This window comes from Paracoccus hibiscisoli (assembly GCF_005048265.1).
GTDB lineage: Bacteria > Pseudomonadota > Alphaproteobacteria > Rhodobacterales > Rhodobacteraceae > Paracoccus > Paracoccus hibiscisoli.
Map to the genome: position 1 here is coordinate 115,088 of NZ_SUNH01000009.1, position 15,956 is coordinate 131,043.

At 68.6% G+C, this 15,956-nt stretch carries 18 protein-coding genes; 7 read left to right on the plus strand and 11 right to left on the minus strand.

All coding sequences use genetic code 11. The features are described 5' to 3' along the window. Positions 1-61 precede the first annotated feature (61 nt). Both serA and FA740_RS07605 read right to left on the minus strand, forming a co-directional pair. Positions 62-1,651 carry a phosphoglycerate dehydrogenase gene (gene serA / locus FA740_RS07600; protein ID WP_169306249.1) on the minus strand — a complete coding sequence of 530 codons (1,590 nt, stop codon included), beginning with the start codon at positions 1,649-1,651 and terminating at the stop codon, positions 62-64. Between the two features lie 106 nt (positions 1,652-1,757). After that, a complete protein-coding gene (locus FA740_RS07605; RefSeq protein ID WP_136856168.1) occupies positions 1,758-2,903 on the minus strand; it encodes a phosphoserine transaminase in 1,146 nt (381 codons plus the stop codon). 133 nt (positions 2,904-3,036) lie between these two features. Here FA740_RS07605 and serB point away from each other — a divergent pair, with 133 nt between their 5' ends. Then, on the plus strand, positions 3,037-3,915 hold the full coding sequence (serB, locus tag FA740_RS07610) for a phosphoserine phosphatase SerB (protein WP_136856169.1): 879 nt from the start codon (positions 3,037-3,039) through the stop codon (positions 3,913-3,915). A gap of 31 nt (positions 3,916-3,946) precedes the next feature. After that, a complete protein-coding gene (locus tag FA740_RS07615; protein ID WP_136856170.1) occupies positions 3,947-4,705 on the plus strand; it encodes a TSUP family transporter in 759 nt (252 codons plus the stop codon). Positions 4,706-4,822: 117 nt separating this feature from the next. On the opposite strand, the gene FA740_RS07620 is transcribed toward FA740_RS07615, so the two are convergent. Next, positions 4,823-5,809 (minus strand): asparaginase, encoded by a 987-nt coding sequence (locus FA740_RS07620; RefSeq protein WP_136856171.1) that lies wholly within the window; start codon positions 5,807-5,809, stop codon positions 4,823-4,825. A 149-nt stretch (positions 5,810-5,958) separates the two neighbouring features. Between FA740_RS07620 and FA740_RS07625 the strand changes: the two genes are divergently transcribed. After that, on the plus strand, positions 5,959-6,480 hold the full coding sequence (locus tag FA740_RS07625) for an invasion associated locus B family protein (RefSeq protein WP_136856172.1): 522 nt from the start codon (positions 5,959-5,961) through the stop codon (positions 6,478-6,480). A gap of 112 nt (positions 6,481-6,592) precedes the next feature. Continuing rightward, positions 6,593-7,774, plus strand: a complete 1,182-nt coding sequence (gene rlmN, locus FA740_RS07630; RefSeq protein ID WP_136856222.1) for a dual-specificity RNA methyltransferase RlmN — start codon at positions 6,593-6,595, stop codon at positions 7,772-7,774. Here the strand turns inward: rlmN and rsgA are convergent. Both rsgA and FA740_RS07640 read right to left on the minus strand, forming a co-directional pair. After that, the gene (gene rsgA / locus FA740_RS07635; protein ID WP_136856173.1) at positions 7,771-8,778 is read right to left on the minus strand and encodes a ribosome small subunit-dependent GTPase A; all 1,008 of its coding nucleotides are present in this window, start codon (positions 8,776-8,778) and stop codon (positions 7,771-7,773) included. The two genes, rlmN and rsgA, sit on opposite strands and share 4 nt — an antisense overlap. Positions 8,779-8,818: 40 nt before the next feature. After that, entirely contained in the window at positions 8,819-9,649 is an 831-nt protein-coding gene (locus FA740_RS07640) for an LOG family protein (RefSeq protein ID WP_136856174.1), read from the minus strand. Positions 9,650-9,754: 105 nt separating this feature from the next. On the opposite strand from FA740_RS07640, the gene dapD reads away from it, so the two are divergent. Genes dapD through FA740_RS07655 form a run of 3 tightly spaced genes read left to right on the plus strand, consistent with a single transcriptional unit; the run spans position 9,755 to position 11,665 of the window. Next, complete coding sequence (gene dapD / locus FA740_RS07645) at positions 9,755-10,576, plus strand: 2,3,4,5-tetrahydropyridine-2,6-dicarboxylate N-succinyltransferase (protein WP_136856175.1); 822 nt, start codon at positions 9,755-9,757, stop codon at positions 10,574-10,576. Continuing rightward, positions 10,576-11,031 (plus strand): YaiI/YqxD family protein, encoded by a 456-nt coding sequence (locus tag FA740_RS07650; RefSeq protein WP_136856176.1) that lies wholly within the window; start codon positions 10,576-10,578, stop codon positions 11,029-11,031. Before dapD ends, FA740_RS07650 begins: the two co-directional genes overlap by 1 nt. Positions 11,032-11,086: 55 nt before the next feature. Continuing rightward, the gene (locus tag FA740_RS07655; RefSeq protein ID WP_136856177.1) at positions 11,087-11,665 is read left to right on the plus strand and encodes an exopolysaccharide biosynthesis protein; all 579 of its coding nucleotides are present in this window, start codon (positions 11,087-11,089) and stop codon (positions 11,663-11,665) included. Between the two features lie 78 nt (positions 11,666-11,743). Here the strand turns inward: FA740_RS07655 and FA740_RS07660 are convergent, their stop codons facing one another. The 6 genes from FA740_RS07660 to FA740_RS07685 all read right to left on the minus strand — a co-directional run bounded on the left by FA740_RS07660 (position 11,744) and on the right by FA740_RS07685 (position 15,956). Beyond that, entirely contained in the window at positions 11,744-12,544 is an 801-nt protein-coding gene (locus FA740_RS07660) for a crotonase/enoyl-CoA hydratase family protein (RefSeq protein ID WP_136856178.1), read from the minus strand. A gap of 67 nt (positions 12,545-12,611) precedes the next feature. Further along, positions 12,612-13,535: an AEC family transporter gene (locus FA740_RS07665; protein ID WP_136856179.1), complete on the minus strand. Its 924-nt coding sequence runs from the start codon at positions 13,533-13,535 to the stop codon at positions 12,612-12,614. Positions 13,536-13,554: 19 nt separating this feature from the next. Then, positions 13,555-14,529, minus strand: coding sequence for an iron exporter MbfA (mbfA, locus tag FA740_RS07670; RefSeq protein ID WP_136856223.1), 975 nt, complete (start codon positions 14,527-14,529; stop codon positions 13,555-13,557). A gap of 15 nt (positions 14,530-14,544) precedes the next feature. Further along, positions 14,545-14,838, minus strand: coding sequence for a sulfurtransferase TusA family protein (locus FA740_RS07675; RefSeq protein WP_338119661.1), 294 nt, complete (start codon positions 14,836-14,838; stop codon positions 14,545-14,547). Continuing rightward, the gene (locus FA740_RS07680) at positions 14,808-15,320 is read right to left on the minus strand and encodes a DUF2478 domain-containing protein (protein WP_136856180.1); all 513 of its coding nucleotides are present in this window, start codon (positions 15,318-15,320) and stop codon (positions 14,808-14,810) included. The genes FA740_RS07675 and FA740_RS07680 overlap by 31 nt, the downstream gene beginning before the upstream one ends. Before the next feature lie 9 nt (positions 15,321-15,329). Beyond that, complete coding sequence (locus FA740_RS07685) at positions 15,330-15,956, minus strand: response regulator (protein WP_136856181.1); 627 nt, start codon at positions 15,954-15,956, stop codon at positions 15,330-15,332.

Consider the following 15,956-nt stretch of genomic DNA (forward strand, 5'->3'; position numbering starts at 1 on the left):
TGACCGTGGCGCGCGGCAGGCAGGCCGCACGCCCCATGGCTAGGGGCGTGCGGGGCCAAGGTCAAACCTCGAATTGCAGGCGGCGGGCCTGGAGGAACTTGCCGGTGTTCTGCAGCGTGGCCAGGGCCTCGTCGCTGATCGCCTCGTCCAGGTACAGGATCGCGATGGCATCCGCGCCATTGGCGGACCGCCCCAGGGTAAAGTTCGCGATGTTCACGCCCAGATCGCCCAAGGTCATCCCCAGGGCGCCGATCACGCCCGGCACATCCTTGTTGCGGGTATACAGCATGTGGTGGCCGACCTCGGCATCGACGTTGATCCCGCGGATCTGGATAAAGCGCGGCTTGCCGTCGCTGAACACGGTGCCGGCGATCGAGCGTTCGCGTGTCTCGGTCACGCAGGTGACCTTGACGTAACCCTCAAAGGCGCCGGCCTTATCCTGCTTGGTGGTCGACACCTGCACGCCGCGCTCCTTGGCCATGACCGGCGCGGAGACCATGTTCACGTCCGGGTTGCCCGCCTTCATCACGCCCGCGATCACGGCCGCGTTCAGCGCGTTCAGGTTCATTTCCGACACAACGCCATCATACAGCACGTTGATCGCCTTGATCGGCTCGTCCGTCATCTGGCCGACGAACGCGCCCAGGTGCGATGCCAGCTTGATCCACGGCCCCATCACGGCGGCCTCTTCGGCGGTGACGGACGGCATGTTCAGCGCATTCTGAACCGCACCCGACAGCAGGTAATCCGACATCTGTTCGGCCACCTGCAGGGCGACGTTCTCCTGCGCCTCGGTGGTGGCGGCGCCCAGGTGGGGCGTCACGACGACGTTGGGCAGGTTGAACAGCGGGCTGTCCGTCGCGGGCTCGACCGCAAAGACGTCGAACGCGGCCCCGGCCACGCGACCATCCTTCAGCGCCTCGGCCAGCGCCTCCTCGTCCACCAGGCCGCCGCGGGCGCAGTTGATGATCCGCACGCCCTTCTTCAGCTTGGCGATGGCCTCGCGCGACAGGATGTTCTTCGTCTTCTCGGTCAGAGGCACGTGGAAGGTGATGAAATCGGCCCGTGCCAGCAGGTCGTCCAACTCGACCTTGGTCACGCCCAGCTCCTTGGCGCGGTCCTCGGACAGGAAGGGGTCATAGGCCAGCACCTTCATGTGCAGGCCCAGGGCGCGGTCGATCACGATCCCGCCGATATTGCCCGCGCCGATCACGCCCAGGGTCTTGTTGAACAGCTCGACCCCCATAAAGCGGTTCTTTTCCCACTTGCCGGCATGGGTCGACACGCTGGCCTCGGGCAGCTGGCGGGCGACCGCGAACATCATCGCGATGGCATGCTCGGCGGTGGTGACGCTGTTGCCAAAGGGCGTGTTCATCACAATCACGCCCTTCTTGCTGGCAGCCGGGATGTCGACATTGTCTACCCCGATGCCCGCACGACCGATCACCTTCAGGTTGGTGGCGGCCTCCAGCAGCTTGTCGGTCACCTTGGTGGCGGACCGAATCGCCAGCCCGTCATACTGCCCGATGATCTCGGCCAGCTTGTCCTTGTCCTTGCCCAAATCGGGCAGGTAATCCACCTCAACCCCACGATCGCGGAAAATCTGGACGGCGGTTTCCGACAGCTTGTCGGACACGAGAACTTTCGGCATGTCATTCATCCTTGCAAGGGCATCGGGGCCAGGCCTCGCCGACGCCATGTTTCTTCTTCAGGAAAATATCCCGGGGGTCCGGGGGCTGGCCCCCGGTCCTCTCGGCTTATTGGGCGGCCAACTCGGCACGATAGGCCCATTCGATCCACGGCATCAGCGCCGCGACATCGCTGGCCTCGACCGTTGATCCACACCAGATGCGCAGGCCTGCAGGCGCGTCGCGATAGGCGCCGGCGTCCAGCGCCACGCCTTCCTTCTCCAGCCGCTTGGCCACGGCCTTGGCGAAGGCGGCCCCGTCCTTGATGGCGGGGTCGGTGAACTTCAGGCACACGCTGGTGGTCGAAGCCGTCGCCGGGTCCTCGGCCAGATCCGCGATCCAGTCCTTGTCCGCGATGAAATCGCGCACCGCAGCCGCATTGGCGTCGGCCCGCGCGATCAGCGCGTGCAGGCCGCCCAGGGATTGCGCCCATTTCAGCGCGACCAGATAATCCTCGACCGCCAGCATGGACGGCGTGTTGATCGTCTCACCCTTGAAGATGCCCTCGATCAGCTTGCCGCCCTTGGTCATGCGGAAAATCTTGGGCAGCGGCCAGGCGGGGGTATACGTCTCCAGCCGCTCGACCGCGCGCGGCGACAGGATCAGCACGCCATGCGCGCCCTCTCCGCCCAGCACCTTCTGCCAGCTGAAGGTCACCACATCCAGCTTGTCCCACGGCAGGTCCATGGCAAAGGCCGCGCTGGTCGCGTCGCAGATGGTCAACCCGTCGCGGTCGGCGGGAATCGCGTCGCCATTGGGGACGCGCACGCCGCTGGTGGTGCCGTTCCAGGTGAAGACGACGTCCTTGTCGAAATCGACCTGCGTCAGATCGACGATCTTGCCGTAATCGGCGGTGCGGACGGTGGCGTCCAGCTTCAGCTGCTTGACCGCGTCGGTGACCCAGCCCTCGCCAAAGCTTTCCCAGGCCAGCATCTCGACGGGGCGCTGACCCAGCAGGGTCCACATCGCCATCTCGACCGCGCCGGTGTCAGAGCCGGGCACGATGCCGATGCGGTAATCGGCCGGCACGCCCAGAACCGCGCGGGTCAGGTCGATGGCCTCGGCCAGCTTGGACTTGCCGACAGCGGCGCGATGCGAACGGCCCAGGGGGGCGTCCGACAGCATGTCCAGCGAATAATGGGGGATCTTGGCGCAGGGGCCCGAAGAAAAGCGCGGGTTTTCCGGGCGCGCAGCCGGGATCGGATGATCGGTCATCTGGCTAGCCTTCCAGCTAAAAAGCCCCTCGTTGGGGAGGGGTGTCCCGTCGACCGACCTAAGGCCCCGCCCGCTCTGGCGCAAGAAAAAACTTTGCCCTACACCCGGACGCAACCGTACAAGGACCGCGCCCATGTTCACCGTCTCGCTGATCGCGGCGCCTGCCGCAGCCAATCTGGATGATGCTTTGCCCGGCGGTCTGTCCGACCGGTGGGGCGGCGATGTGACGCGCTGGCTGTCGCCGGGCGTCGCCGCCGAATTCGACATCGCGACCCCGCCGCAGGATGCCGATCAGGTCTGGTCCGACCTGCAGATGATCGGCATCGACCTGGCGATCCAACCCGCAGGCGGGCGGCGCAAGCGCATCCTGATCGCCGACATGGATTCGACCATGATCAACCAGGAATGCATCGACGAGCTGGCCGACATGGCCGGTTTCGGCCCCCGCGTGGCCGACATCACCGCCCGCGCCATGAACGGAGAGCTGGATTTCAACGCCGCCCTGACCGAACGCGTGGCCCTGCTGGCCAACCTGCCGGAGGCGGTCATCGCGCAGGTCCTGGCCGAGCGCATCACCTATGCCGCGGGCGGGCCGGCGCTGGTGGCCACCATGCGCGCGCATGGGGCCTATACCGCGCTGGTGTCGGGGGGCTTTACCAGCTTTACCCAGGCCGTGGCGCAGACCTTGGGCTTTGACGAACATCGCGCCAACACGCTGCTGGTGCAGGACGGGGTGCTGACCGGTCAGGTCGGCCTGCCAATCCTGGGCCGCGAGGCCAAGGTCGACGCCCTGACCCAGATCGCCGCCCGCCTTGGCACCACGCCGCAGAACGCCATCGCGGTGGGCGACGGGGCCAACGATCTGGGCATGATCCAGCTGGCCGGTGCTGGGGTGGCGCTGCACGCAAAACCCGCCGTCGCCGCCCAGGCCCAGATCCGCATCAACCACGGCGACCTGACCGCGCTGCTGTATCTGCAGGGCTTTGCGGACGACGATTTCGTAACACCCTGACCCGTTTCCCGCCACACCGAAAGCCCCGATGATGTTCGAACTGACCGCCGATCTGGTGATGCTGCTGATGATGGCGGCCTTTGCCGCAGGATTCGTCGATGCGATCGCGGGCGGAGGCGGGCTGATCACGCTGCCCATCCTGATGCTGGCGGGCCTGTCGCCCGCGCAGGCGCTGGCCACGAACAAGGTGCAGGGCGTCTTTGGCGCGGGCACCGCGGCGCTCAGCTATGCGGCGCGGGGGTTGGTCGATCTGCGCAGCCAGTGGCGATCGGCGCTGATCGCGGGGGCGGCGGGGGCTGCGGGCGCGGTGCTGGTCAGCGCGATCCCGACCGACGGGCTGCGGCTGATCCTGCCGGTGATCCTGATCGGCATCGCGCTGTTCTTTGCCTTCAAGCCGGGGCTGAACGACCTGGACCGCACGCGCCGCCTGACGCCGCTGGTCTTTGCGGCGACCGTGGTGCCGTTCATCGGCTTTTATGACGGCCTGATCGGGCCGGGGGCGGGGGCGTTCTACATGATCGGGTTCGTCACGCTGGCCGGATACGGGGTGCTGAAGGCCACGGCGCATACCAAGCTGTTGAACTTTGCCTCGAATCTGGGCGGTCTGGGGGCATTCGCGCTGGTCGGGCAGCCGCTGTGGCTGCTGGGCATGGCGATGGGGGCGGCACAGATCGCGGGGGCGATGCTGGGGGCGCGGCTGGCCTCGCGCATCGGCGCGCGGCTGATCAAGCCGCTGCTGGTCGTGACCTCGACCCTGCTGGCGGGGCGGCTGATCTGGCAGATGATCTGAGGCCCCGCATCCGGCGCCACCTCTGCCAAGGGGCGCCGGTTCGGGGGCAGGGGGACGGGACGGGGGTATCCCGTCCTGTCAGTGAACCACGACTGCATGTCGGGGATGTGACGGTGCTCAGCCGGGAAAGCCCGGCGCGCGGCGCAGGTTGCCGGTGACCATGCCGCGACAGTTCAGGATCGGGCCGTCCAGATGCGCCTGCGCGGCCGGATGGCCCGCGTCCAGCACCCGCAGATGGATCAGCAGCGCGGTGATCGCGGCCTCGCTGGCGCGGGTGGCGCCATCGGTGATCTTGAGCGCGACGCCCAGGCCCTGATCGGGCAGGATCGCCACGAACACCGCCTCGGCCCCGGTCTTGATGGCCGCGACGCCGCCCATGGCGCGCATCAGTTCGGTGCAGGACCGGCCCTCTCCGGCGACCATCTCGGGATGGGTGCGCATCGCGTCGACCAGCCGCCGCATGGCCTGTCCGCGCCGGTCGGTGCCGGGATTGGCGAACCGCGCCATCGCGCGGGCCAGCCCCTCGACCGTGCAGGCCCAGTTCGGGGCCGAGCAGCCGTCGATGCCAAAGCCGGGGCTGTCCTCGTCGGTGACCTCCTCGAAGGTGGCCTTGACGGCGCGCTGGACCGGGTGGTCGGGCTCGACATAATCCGGCCCGCCCTTCAGGTGGCGGTTCAGCGTCAGGAACCCGGCATGCTTGCCCGAACAGTTGTTGTGCAGCTGGCAGGGCGCGGTGTCCGAACAGGTCAGGCGGCGGTTCTCGGCCGCGTCGCGGGGCATGTGGCAGCCGCAGCGCAGATCGGGTTCGCCCAGGCCCAGCCCGCTCAGCCAGCCGTCCACGGTCGCGACATGCATCGCCGCCCCCGAATGGCTGGCGCAGGCCAGCGCCAGCTGGCGGTCGGTCAGCCCCGCCGCGTCCGCCGCCCCGCTTTCGATCAGGGGCAGCGCCTGGATCATCTTGCACGACGACCGGGGATAGATCACCTGTCCGGGCACGCCCCAGGCCTCGACCACGCCATGCGCGTCGCAGATCACCGCATGGCCGCGATGCAGGCTTTCGCAAAGGGGGCCGCGCCACAGTTCGATCATGTCCGCAGACCGCATGTTTTCTCCCTGACAATTGCGCGATTTTGCTTGCGCGGCCTTTCACGGGCGGCGATTTTCGCTATCCTGACGACAGATGGTTGAAAAGACCACAGCAATCAGGAAGAACGCCGGGCGAAGCGGCGAATTGAATGGCAGGAGGCCAGAGCATGATTACCACCACCCTGCGCGGACTGGGCGCCAGCCTTGTCCTGATCGCCGGATTGGGCACGGCTGTTGCGCAAGAATCCAGCAACGTCGTGGCGACCGAAGGGGACTGGACGGTCTTCGCGGCGGACAATCCGCGCGAATGCTGGGCCGTGTCGCCCCCGCGCTCGACCCTGAACACCCGCAACGGACAGCCGACCGAGGTGTCGCGCGGCGACATCCGCCTGTATGTGGCCTATCGCCCGGGCCAGAACGGCGAGGTCAGCTTCAGCGGCGGCTATCCCTTCGCCCCCGATTCGACGGTCGAGGTCGATGTCGGCGGCCGCACCTTCAACCTGTTCACCGAGGCCGAGAGCGCCTGGACCGGCAGCCCCGCCGATGACGAGGCGCTGATCGCCGCTCTGCGCGCCGGATCGTCGGCCGTCGTCACCGGCCGTTCGGCCCGCGGCACCACGACCAAGGACACGTTCAGCCTGTCGGGCATCACCGCCGCGACGAACACCGCGCGGTCGCGCTGCCAGTAAGGCCACAAGGCCCACGACATTCTCAGGGGCGGCGCCGGTTGATTTCCGGCGCCGCCTGTCTTATGTCCGGCACCTTACGCAAATCTCCGGGTGGCCCATGACCGTCGTTCCCATGCAGGCCGCAGGCGCGGCCCCGATCACGCAAGACGTGCTGACCATTCCGCGCAAGCTGCCGGACGGGGGGCTGACGAACATCGTCGGCCTGACCCGCGCGCAGCTGCTGGACGCGCTGATCGCGGCGGGTACGCCCGAACGTCAGGCCAAGATGCGCGTGGGCCAGGTCTGGCAGTGGGTCTATCACTGGGGCGTGCGCGATTTCGCCCAGATGACCAACCTGGCCAAGGATTACCGCGCCCTGCTGGCCCGGAATTTCGAAATCACCCTGCCCGAGGTCGTGACGCGCCAGGTCAGCAATGACGGCACCCGCAAATATCTGGTCCGCATCGCCGGCGGCCATGAGGTCGAGGTCGTCTATATCCCCGAAGAGGGCCGCGGCACGCTGTGCGTCAGCAGCCAGGTCGGCTGCACGCTGACCTGTTCCTTTTGCCACACCGGCACGCAAAAGCTGGTGCGCAACCTGACCGCCGGGGAAATCGTCGGCCAGCTGATGCTGGCGCGCGACGATCTGGGCGAATGGCCCGTTCAGGGCGCCCCCAAGGACGAGACGCGGCTGATCAGCAACATCGTCCTGATGGGCATGGGCGAGCCCTTGTACAACTTCGACAATGTCCGCGACGCGATGAAGGTCGTCATGGACAACGAGGGCCTGTCCCTGTCGCGCCGCCGCATCACCCTGTCGACCAGCGGCGTGGTCCCCGAGATCGCCCGCACCGCGCAGGAGATCGGCTGCCTGCTGGCCGTCAGCTTTCACGCCACGACGGATGAGGTCCGCGACCGCTTGGTCCCCATCAACAAGCGCTGGAACATCGAGACGCTGCTGGCCGCCTTGCGCGACTACCCGCGTCTGACCAACAGCGAGCGGATCACGTTCGAATACGTCATGCTGGCGGGCGTGAACGACAGCGATGCCGACGCGCACCGCCTGGTCGAGCTGATCCGCGGCATCCCGGCCAAGATCAACCTGATCCCGTTCAACGAATGGCCCGGCGCGCCCTACAAACGCTCCAGCAACAACCGCATCCATGCGTTTGCCGACATCATCCACAATGCCGGCTATGCCAGCCCGATCCGCACCCCGCGCGGCGAGGACATCATGGCCGCCTGCGGTCAGTTGAAATCGGCGACCGAACGGGGCCGCAAATCGCGCGCCCAGATCGCCGCCGAAACGGCCTAGCGGCGTTTCGACCCGCGGGGCAGGGTCGTGCGATTGCCGCGCGGCCCGGTCTGGACGGGGGTGTTGTCGCGATTTTCGTCATGCAGCTTGCGCCAGCGGTCCAGGCGACCCGCGTCCAGCGTGCCGGCGCGCACCGCCGCCTGCACCGCGCAGCCCGGCTCATGCGCATGGGTGCAGTCGCGGAACCGGCATTGGGGCGCCAGCTCGGTGATTTCCGCAAACAGCATCTCGATGCCCACGGCGACATCGGCCACGTGCAGCGTGCGCATGCCGGGCGTGTCGATGACCCAGCCCCCGCCCGCCACCGGATGCAGCGACCGCGATGTGGTCGTGTGCCGCCCCTTGGCGTCCGATTCGCGGATATCGCCGGTGGCCTGCGCATCGCGCCCCGACAGCGTGTTCAGCAGCGTCGATTTGCCCACCCCGGACGAGCCGACCAGCGCCACCGTCCGCCCCGCTCCGCACCAGGGTGCCAGCACGTCCGCCGCATCGGGCGATTTCGCGTTCAGCGCCACGACCTGCAACCCGCGCTGCAGGGCGCGGGCGCGGTCGATCCAGTCGGACGGGTCGTCCACCTTGTCGATCTTGGTCAGCACGATCACCGGGTCGGTCCCGGCCTCGTTCGCCAGGGCCAGATAGCGTTCCAGACGCGCCGGGTTGAAATCGTCGTTGCACGACGTGACCACGAACAGCGTGTCGACATTGGCGGCGATCAGCTGGCGGGTATCGGCGCCCTCGGTCCGGCGGCGCAGCAGGGCGCGGCGGTCCAGCAGGCGGGCCACCACGCGCGTGTCACCCTTGGCCAGCACCCAGTCCCCCACCGCGTAATCGGCGGTCGAGGCATGGATCGGCAAGTCCAGCCGCACCTGGCCCGCGCCGGTTTCGGCCATCAGCCGCGACCGGTGCACGGCGGCGATGCGCATGGGCACCAGCCCGGCATCGTCGTCCGTCACCTGATCGGCAAAGAAGGGCCCCCAGCCCAGATCGTCCAGCGCGTGTGTCATGCGTTCTGCATGATCGGGCCACAGGCGCGATGCAAGCGTTTCATGCGGGCGTCCAGGCGTCGATGATGGCCACGGCCTCGTCCGCGGTCTCGACATAGCGGATCAGGTCCAGGTCGGACGGGCTGATGGTGCCCGCGCGGGCCAGCGCCTGCCAGTTGATGATGCCGTCCCAGAATTCCGCGCCGAACAGCAGGACGGGGATGCGGGCCATGCGGCCGGTCTGGATCAGGGTCAGCGCCTCGAACAGCTCGTCCAGGGTGCCGAATCCGCCGGGGAACACCGTGATCGCGCGGGCGCGCATCAGGAAGTGCATCTTGCGGATCGCGAAATAGTGGAAGTTGAAGCACAGGTCCGGCGAGACATAGGGGTTGGGCGCCTGTTCATGCGGCAGCACGATGCCCAGGCCGATCGACTGGCCGCCGACCTCATGCGCGCCCAGGTTGCCCGCCTCCATCACGCCGGGGCCGCCGCCGGTGCAGATGACCAGGTCCTTGCCGCCCTGCGCCAGGCTGCGTTCGGTCATCAGGCGGGCGAACTGGCGCGCCTCGGTATAGTATTTCGACATCTCGGCCAGGGCGGGGCTGCGCGCGTCGCGGGGGGCGCCGTCGGGCGCCGGGATGCGCGCGCCGCCGAACATCACCACGGTGGATTCGATGCCGTGTTCGTCCATCACCATCTGCGGCTTCAGCAGTTCCAGCTGAAGGCGGACGGGGCGCAGCTCCTCTCGCAGCAGGAAATCGTGGTCGGTGAAGGCCAGCCGATAGGACGGCGCGCGGGTCTGCGGCGTGTCGGGCACATGCTGGACACGGGCGGCGTCGCGGCTGCTGTGGGGCAGGGGGTGGGCGCGGTCCTGTTCGGTCGTATCGGTCATCAAGGCCTCGGCGTGGGGGATGCGCGGATTGCGCGGGCATTGCTTGATGCTTATAGCCCCGGGGGAACAGTTTCCACCCGGACGCGACAGCAACAAGAGGCCAAGATGACCCAAGATCTGGAACAAGCCATCGAAACCGCGTGGGAGGCCCGCGCCGAGATCACCCCCGCCACCACCGGCCCCACCCGCGAGGCGGTGGAGGAGACGCTGCACCAGCTGGACGCCGGCACCCTGCGCGTGGCCGAAAAGCGCGGCGCCGACTGGCACGTGAACCAGTGGGCGAAAAAGGCCGTGCTGCTGTCGTTCCGCCTGAACGACATGGAGGAGATGTCGGGCGGCCCGCAGGGCGCGAACTGGTGGGACAAGGTGCCGTCCAAGTTCCACGGCTGGACCGCCGATGACTGGCGTGCGGCGGGGTTCCGCGCGGTGCCCGGCGCGATCGTTCGGCGCAGCGCCTTCATCGGCAAGGGCGCGGTGCTGATGCCGTCATTCGTCAACCTGGGCGCCCATGTGGGCGAGGGGGCGATGATCGATACCTGGGCCACGGTCGGCAGCTGCGCGCAGATCGGCCGCAACGTCCACCTGTCGGGCGGCGTGGGCATCGGCGGCGTGCTGGAGCCGCTGCAGGCGGGGCCGACGATCATCGAGGATGACTGCTTCATCGGCGCGCGCTCCGAGGTGGTCGAGGGCTGCATCGTGCGCGAGGGATCGGTCCTGGGCATGGGCGTCTATATCGGCCAATCCACCAAGATCGTGGACCGCGAGACCGGCACCGTCACCTATGGCGAGGTTCCGGCGGGTTCGGTCGTGGTGTCGGGCACGATGCCGTCCAAGAACGGCGTGAACCTGTACTGCGCGGTGATCGTCAAGCGCGTGGATGCGCAGACGCGCTCCAAGACCTCGATCAACGAGCTGCTGCGCGACTGATGACCACGCTGTTCATCGATGCGGATGCCTGCCCGGTCAAGGCCGAGGCCGAACGGGTGGCCATCCGCATGGGTGTGCCGATGGTGCTGGTCTGCAACGGCGGCATGCGGATGCCCACGCATCCGCTGGTCCGGCTGCAGATCGTGGCCGCGGGCCCGGACGAGGCCGACAAGTGGATCGCCGACAGCTGCGGTCCGGGCGACGTGGTGGTGACGGGCGACCTGCCGCTGGCGGATCGCTGCATCAAGGCGGGGGCGGCGGTGCTGACCCATGCCGGAGAGGTGCTGGACGTTCGCAACATCGGGCCGCGCCTGGCCACGCGCGACCTGATGGCCGACATCCGCGCGGCGGACCCGTTCCACAAGGGCGGCGGGGCGGGTTTCGGCAAGGCCGACCGGGCGCGGTTCCTGCAATCGCTGGACCGGCTGTTGGTCGCGGCCCGCCGCGCGGGCTGAGGCGAAACTCCCGCGCGCGGCCCGCGTTAAGCGCCGTCACCCCCAGGAGCAGAGCATGTCCGACGACCAGATCATCACCGACCTGATCGGTCGCGTCCGGGGGGCCGCCGATGTCCCGCGCGTCAGCGTTCGCAGCGTGGTCGAGGCCTTGGGCGAGGATTCCTTGCCCCCCAATCTGATGATTCCCGCCCTGGCGGTGGTGTCGCCTTTGTCTGGCGTGCCGCTGTTTTCCAGCATCTGCGGGATCATGATCGCGCTGATTTCGGCGCAGATGCTGATCGGGCGGGATCATGTCTGGCTGCCGGGCTTTCTGATGGACCGGCGCGTGTCGGGTGAAAGGCTGCGCAAGGGGCTGGACTGGATGGAGCGGCCCGCGCGGTTCCTGGACCGGGTCACGGATGAGCGCCTGACCCTGCTGGTGCGGCGGCCGATGCGGTGGATCGTGCAGGCGATCTGCCTGTGCTGCGGGATGGCGATGCCGTTTCTGGAGCTGGTGCCGTTCACATCGTCGCTGATGGGCGTGGTGGTCAGCCTGATGGCCTTTGGCCTGCTGGCGCGGGACGGGGCCTTCGTCGTGCTGGGGCTGATGGCGATCGGCGGGATCGCGGGTCTGGTCACGATGGTCGTGACCTGAGCGAGGGGCGGTCGGGCGGGGCATCGAGCCCCGCCAGACCGCTGCCCCGGCGCCTGTCGGCACCGGGGCATGGGCGCCCTAATCCGTGGGCCGGATGCGGGCCGCCGCCCCGCTGGCAAAGGCCGCCAGCCGGTCGCGGGCGGCGGCCTGCGTGTTGACCACACCCGCCACCGCCGCTTCCGCATAGGCCGCGTCCAGCGCGCTCATGTTCTGCATGTGGCTGATGGCCGAGCAGATGGCGAAGTTCGACAAAGGCGGGTTCTGCGCGGCCTGGCGCGCGATCTGCAGCGCCTGCGCGGCCGGGTCGTCCACAAGGTATTGGCACAGGCCCACCGACACGGCCTCGTCCCCGCGATAGAGGCGGCCCGACAGCATCATGTCGATCATCCGCGCCTTGCCGATCAGGTCGGCCACCCGGATCGTCGCACCGCCCCCGGTGAACAGGCCGCGCTGCCCCTCGGGGAGGCCGAAATAGGTGCCGGGCCCCGCCACCCGGATATGCGCGGCCGAGGCCAGTTCCAGCCCGCCGCCCACGACCGCGCCCTGCAGTACGGCGATGATCGGCACGCCGCCATATTCCATGCGATTGAACGCGTCGTGCCAGCGCAGGCAGACCTGCATGAAATCGGCCGCGCTGCGATCCTCTCGGTGATGTTCCACCAGATCGAGGCCCGCGCAGAAATGATCGCCCGCCGCGTCCAGGATGGCCGCGCGCACGCCCGCGCGGGGCAGCGTGGTGAAGATGTCGATCAGCTCCTCGATGGTGGCCAGGTCCAGGGCGTTGCGCTTGGACGGGCGGTTCAGGGTGACGCGGGCGATGCCCTCGTCATCCACCGCCAGCAGGATGTTGGTCAGCCGCAGATCGGCGATGTCGCGCATGTGGTCCTCTCCCCCCTCGTGATGCCTGACCGGGATAGCCGCTGGTCGCGCGGGGGTCGAGGGGGCCTCAGGCGCCGATCAGCACGATCAGCACCGGGATGGTCGCGATGCTGGCCGCGGTCGAGATCAGGATCGCGGTGGACACCCGCTGCTGCGCCAGGCCGAAATGCTGCGCCAGGATATAGACGTTGCCCGCCACCGGCAGGCCCGCCGCCACCACCATCACCCCCGCCGCGACCGGATCGACGCCAAAGCCCCAGGCCGCCAGCCCCACCGCCGCCGGGTGCAGCACCAGTTTCGCCCCCGACAGCCAGGCCGAGGGCGCCAGACGCGCCAGGCGCCGCCCCGCCAGGCTGGCGCCGATGGCAAACAGCGCGCCGGGCGTGGCCGCAGCCCCCAGCAGGGCCAGGAACTCGTCCAGCGGCGCGGGCATGGGCAGCGCCATGCCGCCCCAGGCCAGCCCCGCGACCATCGCCAGGATCATCGGGTTCGCCGCCACCCCGCGCAGCACCGGCAGCACGGCCACCAGCCGCAGCCCGCCATGCCGCGACCCGTGCACGATCAGCGTGATCAGCGTCGAAAACACCAGCATGTCTATGATCAGCACCATCAGCACCGGCCCGATCGCCGCAGGCCCCAGCAGCACGACCAGCATCGGCACGCCCAGAAAGCCGGTATTGCCGATCATGCAGCACTGCGCCTCCATCGCGGCCTCGGGCAGGGCCAGGCCGCGGGCGCGCGCGACGCACAGGCCCAGGGCCCAGACCGCCGTCGACCCCGCCAGATAGGCCAGCACAAAGCGCAGATCGAACAGTTGCCCTAGATCGACCCCCGCGGCAAAGCGGAACAGCATGGCCGACAGCGCGAAATAGAACACGAATTTCGTCAGCCAGGCCGCACCCTGGGCGGGAAAGAACCGCGTGGCGGCGGCCGCCCAGCCCAGCCCGATCAGGGCGAAGAAGGGCAGGGTCTTGAGCAGGATCTCGGTCATGGGGCCCCCAAGGGGGCCGTCAGCCCGATCCGATCAGCACCCCAACGGCCATCACCAGACCACCGCCCACGACGACTTGCAAGGTGGCCCGCCAGAAGGGGGTCTGCATCCAGCGGTTCTGGATCCAGGCGATGGCCCACAGCTCGATGAAGACGACGATGATCGCGATGGTCGTGGCGGTCCAGAAATCGGGGATCAGATAGGGCAGCGCGTGGCCCATGCCGCCCACCGTGGTCATCACCCCCGACGAGATGCCCCGCTTGATCGGCGATCCGCGCCCCGAGACCACGCCGTCATCGGACGCAGCCTCGGTAAAGCCCATGCTGATGCCCGCGCCGATGCTGGCGGCAGAACCCACCAGAAAGGTCGTCCAGGGGTCCTGGGTCGCAAAGGCCACTGCGAATATCGGGGCCAGGGTCGACACGCTGCCATCCATCAGCCCCGCCAGCCCCGGCTGGACCCAGGTCAGGACGAAATCGCGATGCGCGACGGCGTCCTCCTCGGCGCGGACGTGGTCGGGCAGCAGCTGGTCGGTCAGCTCGGCCGCGCGGTTCTCGTGGCCGCGTTCGGCGGCGGCCAGATCGCCCAGCAGCTTGCGGGTGGGCGCGTCCTGGCTGACCTGGGCGGCATGGGCATAGAATTCGGCAGCGTCGCGTTCCATGCCCGCGGCCTCGGCGCGGATGCGGTCCAGCGACAGGTTCTCCATCATCCAGGCGGGGCGGCGGGTCACATAGCCCGCCACATGTTCGCGCCGTATCACGGGAATCGCATCGCCCCACCGGCGCTGATGCACCTCCAGCAGCAGGCGGCGATGGGTGTCCTCCTCGGCGCTCATGGCGTCGAAGACGGCGGCGCTGGCGGGGTAATCCTTGCGCAGGAAGGCCGCCCAGTTGCGATAGATGCGGGCGTCGTCCTCCTCGGAGGCGATGGCCAGCGCCACGATTTCGCGTTCCGTCAATTCCGACAGGCGCTTGCGGGAGGGCAGGAAGGGCATGGTCATCTGATGTGCTCAACTATCCTCGGGGGTGACGAGGCCCTCGGCCTGCGGGACAGAGGGGCCCCGCCTGACCGTGAATTCCAGCGCACCGTCACCCAGATCGCGCGTGCCGACCATGACATGCCCGGCCTGCTCGCAGAAATGCGGCACATCGACCATCGCCATGCGATCGGTGGCGATCAGGCGCACAATCGCCCCCTGAGGCAGCGCCAGCAGCTGTTTTCGCAGCCGCAGCACAGGCAGGGGGCACAACAGGCCCCGCGCATCCAGCACGGTCACGATGCGGCCGCGAATCGGTCCAGGCACCAGGACCGCAGGTCGGCGGGCGCGATCTGCACGGCCAGATCGCCCGCAAAGTCCAGAAAGGCCGCCCGCTGCTGGCGCGGCACATAGAGGACCACGGGCTGTCCGTCGGCCACCGCCTGCCCGATCAGGGCGCGAAAGCCGCGGCCCATCGCCTCCTGCCGCCCGAATTTGGGGATCACGACCAGACCCGCGCCGGGCAGATGCGGCGCGGTGCGGGCGACGGCCTCCTCCAGCGCGCCGGTATCCAGCCGGCAGCCCTGCGCCCCCGGCCCCAGGGATTGAGAGATGCGCAGCGGCGGGCCGGGATCGCCCAGCACGATCATCTCCATGTCGCAGGCGCAATCGGGGCCCAGATCCAGGTTGCGCTGGACCGCGCCCGCCACGGGCAGGCCCTGTGCGGCCAGATCGCGGGCCAGCGCCTCCAGCGCCAGGTCGGCGGAGCCTGCGGGGGTCGTCTCGTCATTGGTGAACCATGCCAGCATGCCGCCCCCCTATACGCCGCTGTCCAGCGCGAATTTCATCAGCCCGTTGATGCCGTCCACGCCCAGCTTCTTTTTCAGCGCCGAGGAGGTGTTGGCCGCGGTCTTGTAGCTGACGCCCAGCTGGTCGGCGATGGCCTGCAGCCCGTGCCCCTGCCCGATCAGCGCCAGCACCTGGCGTTCGCGGTCCGACAGCGCGCCCAGGGGGTCGTCGGCCGCGCCCGCGCGCAGCGTGGCCAGCGCCATCGCCTGTTTGGGCGACAGGTAGAACTCTCCGGCCTCCAGCGTGCGGACGGCGTCGCGGAAATCGGCGGGCGGGGCGTTCTTGGACAGAAACCCCTGCGCGCCCGCCTGCAGGGCGCGGGCGGCAAAGCCGGTCTGGTCGTTCATCGAAAAGATCAGGATGCGCGCATCGGGCACGGCGGCGCGCAGGGGCGCCACCAGGTCCAACCCCCCCGCGCCGGGCAGGCTGATGTCCAGCACGATCAGGTCGGGGGCGGCATCGCGGGTCAGCTGGTCCAGCGCCTCCTCTCCGGACATGGCCTGGCCCACCGGGTCATAGCCCAGATCGCGCAGCAGGCGGCTGGCACCCAGATGGGTGATGGGGTGGTCGTCGATGACCAGGGCGCGTTTCGTCAC

Bases quoted from the DNA above. Each gene is read 5' to 3' on its own strand.
- FA740_RS07655 (WP_136856177.1), top strand. From the start codon at position 11,087: ATGTCCGACGACCAGATCATCACCGACCTGATCGGTCGCGTCCGGGGG.
- FA740_RS07640 (WP_136856174.1), bottom strand. From the start codon at position 9,649: ATGACCGATACGACCGAACAGGACCGCGCCCACCCCCTGCCCCACAGC.
- FA740_RS07660 (WP_136856178.1), bottom strand. From the start codon at position 12,544: ATGCGCGACATCGCCGATCTGCGGCTGACCAACATCCTGCTGGCGGTG.
- serA (WP_169306249.1), bottom strand. From the start codon at position 1,651: ATGCCGAAAGTTCTCGTGTCCGACAAGCTGTCGGAAACCGCCGTCCAG.
- rsgA (WP_136856173.1), bottom strand. From the start codon at position 8,778: ATGACACACGCGCTGGACGATCTGGGCTGGGGGCCCTTCTTTGCCGAT.
- FA740_RS07620 (WP_136856171.1), bottom strand. From the start codon at position 5,809: ATGCGGTCTGCGGACATGATCGAACTGTGGCGCGGCCCCCTTTGCGAA.
- FA740_RS07605 (WP_136856168.1), bottom strand. From the start codon at position 2,903: ATGACCGATCATCCGATCCCGGCTGCGCGCCCGGAAAACCCGCGCTTT.
- FA740_RS07665 (WP_136856179.1), bottom strand. From the start codon at position 13,535: ATGACCGAGATCCTGCTCAAGACCCTGCCCTTCTTCGCCCTGATCGGG.
- FA740_RS07625 (WP_136856172.1), top strand. From the start codon at position 5,959: ATGATTACCACCACCCTGCGCGGACTGGGCGCCAGCCTTGTCCTGATC.
- FA740_RS07650 (WP_136856176.1), top strand. From the start codon at position 10,576: ATGACCACGCTGTTCATCGATGCGGATGCCTGCCCGGTCAAGGCCGAG.
- serB (WP_136856169.1), top strand. From the start codon at position 3,037: ATGTTCACCGTCTCGCTGATCGCGGCGCCTGCCGCAGCCAATCTGGAT.
- rlmN (WP_136856222.1), top strand. From the start codon at position 6,593: ATGCAGGCCGCAGGCGCGGCCCCGATCACGCAAGACGTGCTGACCATT.
- mbfA (WP_136856223.1), bottom strand. From the start codon at position 14,529: ATGCCCTTCCTGCCCTCCCGCAAGCGCCTGTCGGAATTGACGGAACGC.
- FA740_RS07615 (WP_136856170.1), top strand. From the start codon at position 3,947: ATGTTCGAACTGACCGCCGATCTGGTGATGCTGCTGATGATGGCGGCC.
- dapD (WP_136856175.1), top strand. From the start codon at position 9,755: ATGACCCAAGATCTGGAACAAGCCATCGAAACCGCGTGGGAGGCCCGC.
- FA740_RS07680 (WP_136856180.1), bottom strand. From the start codon at position 15,320: ATGCTGGCATGGTTCACCAATGACGAGACGACCCCCGCAGGCTCCGCC.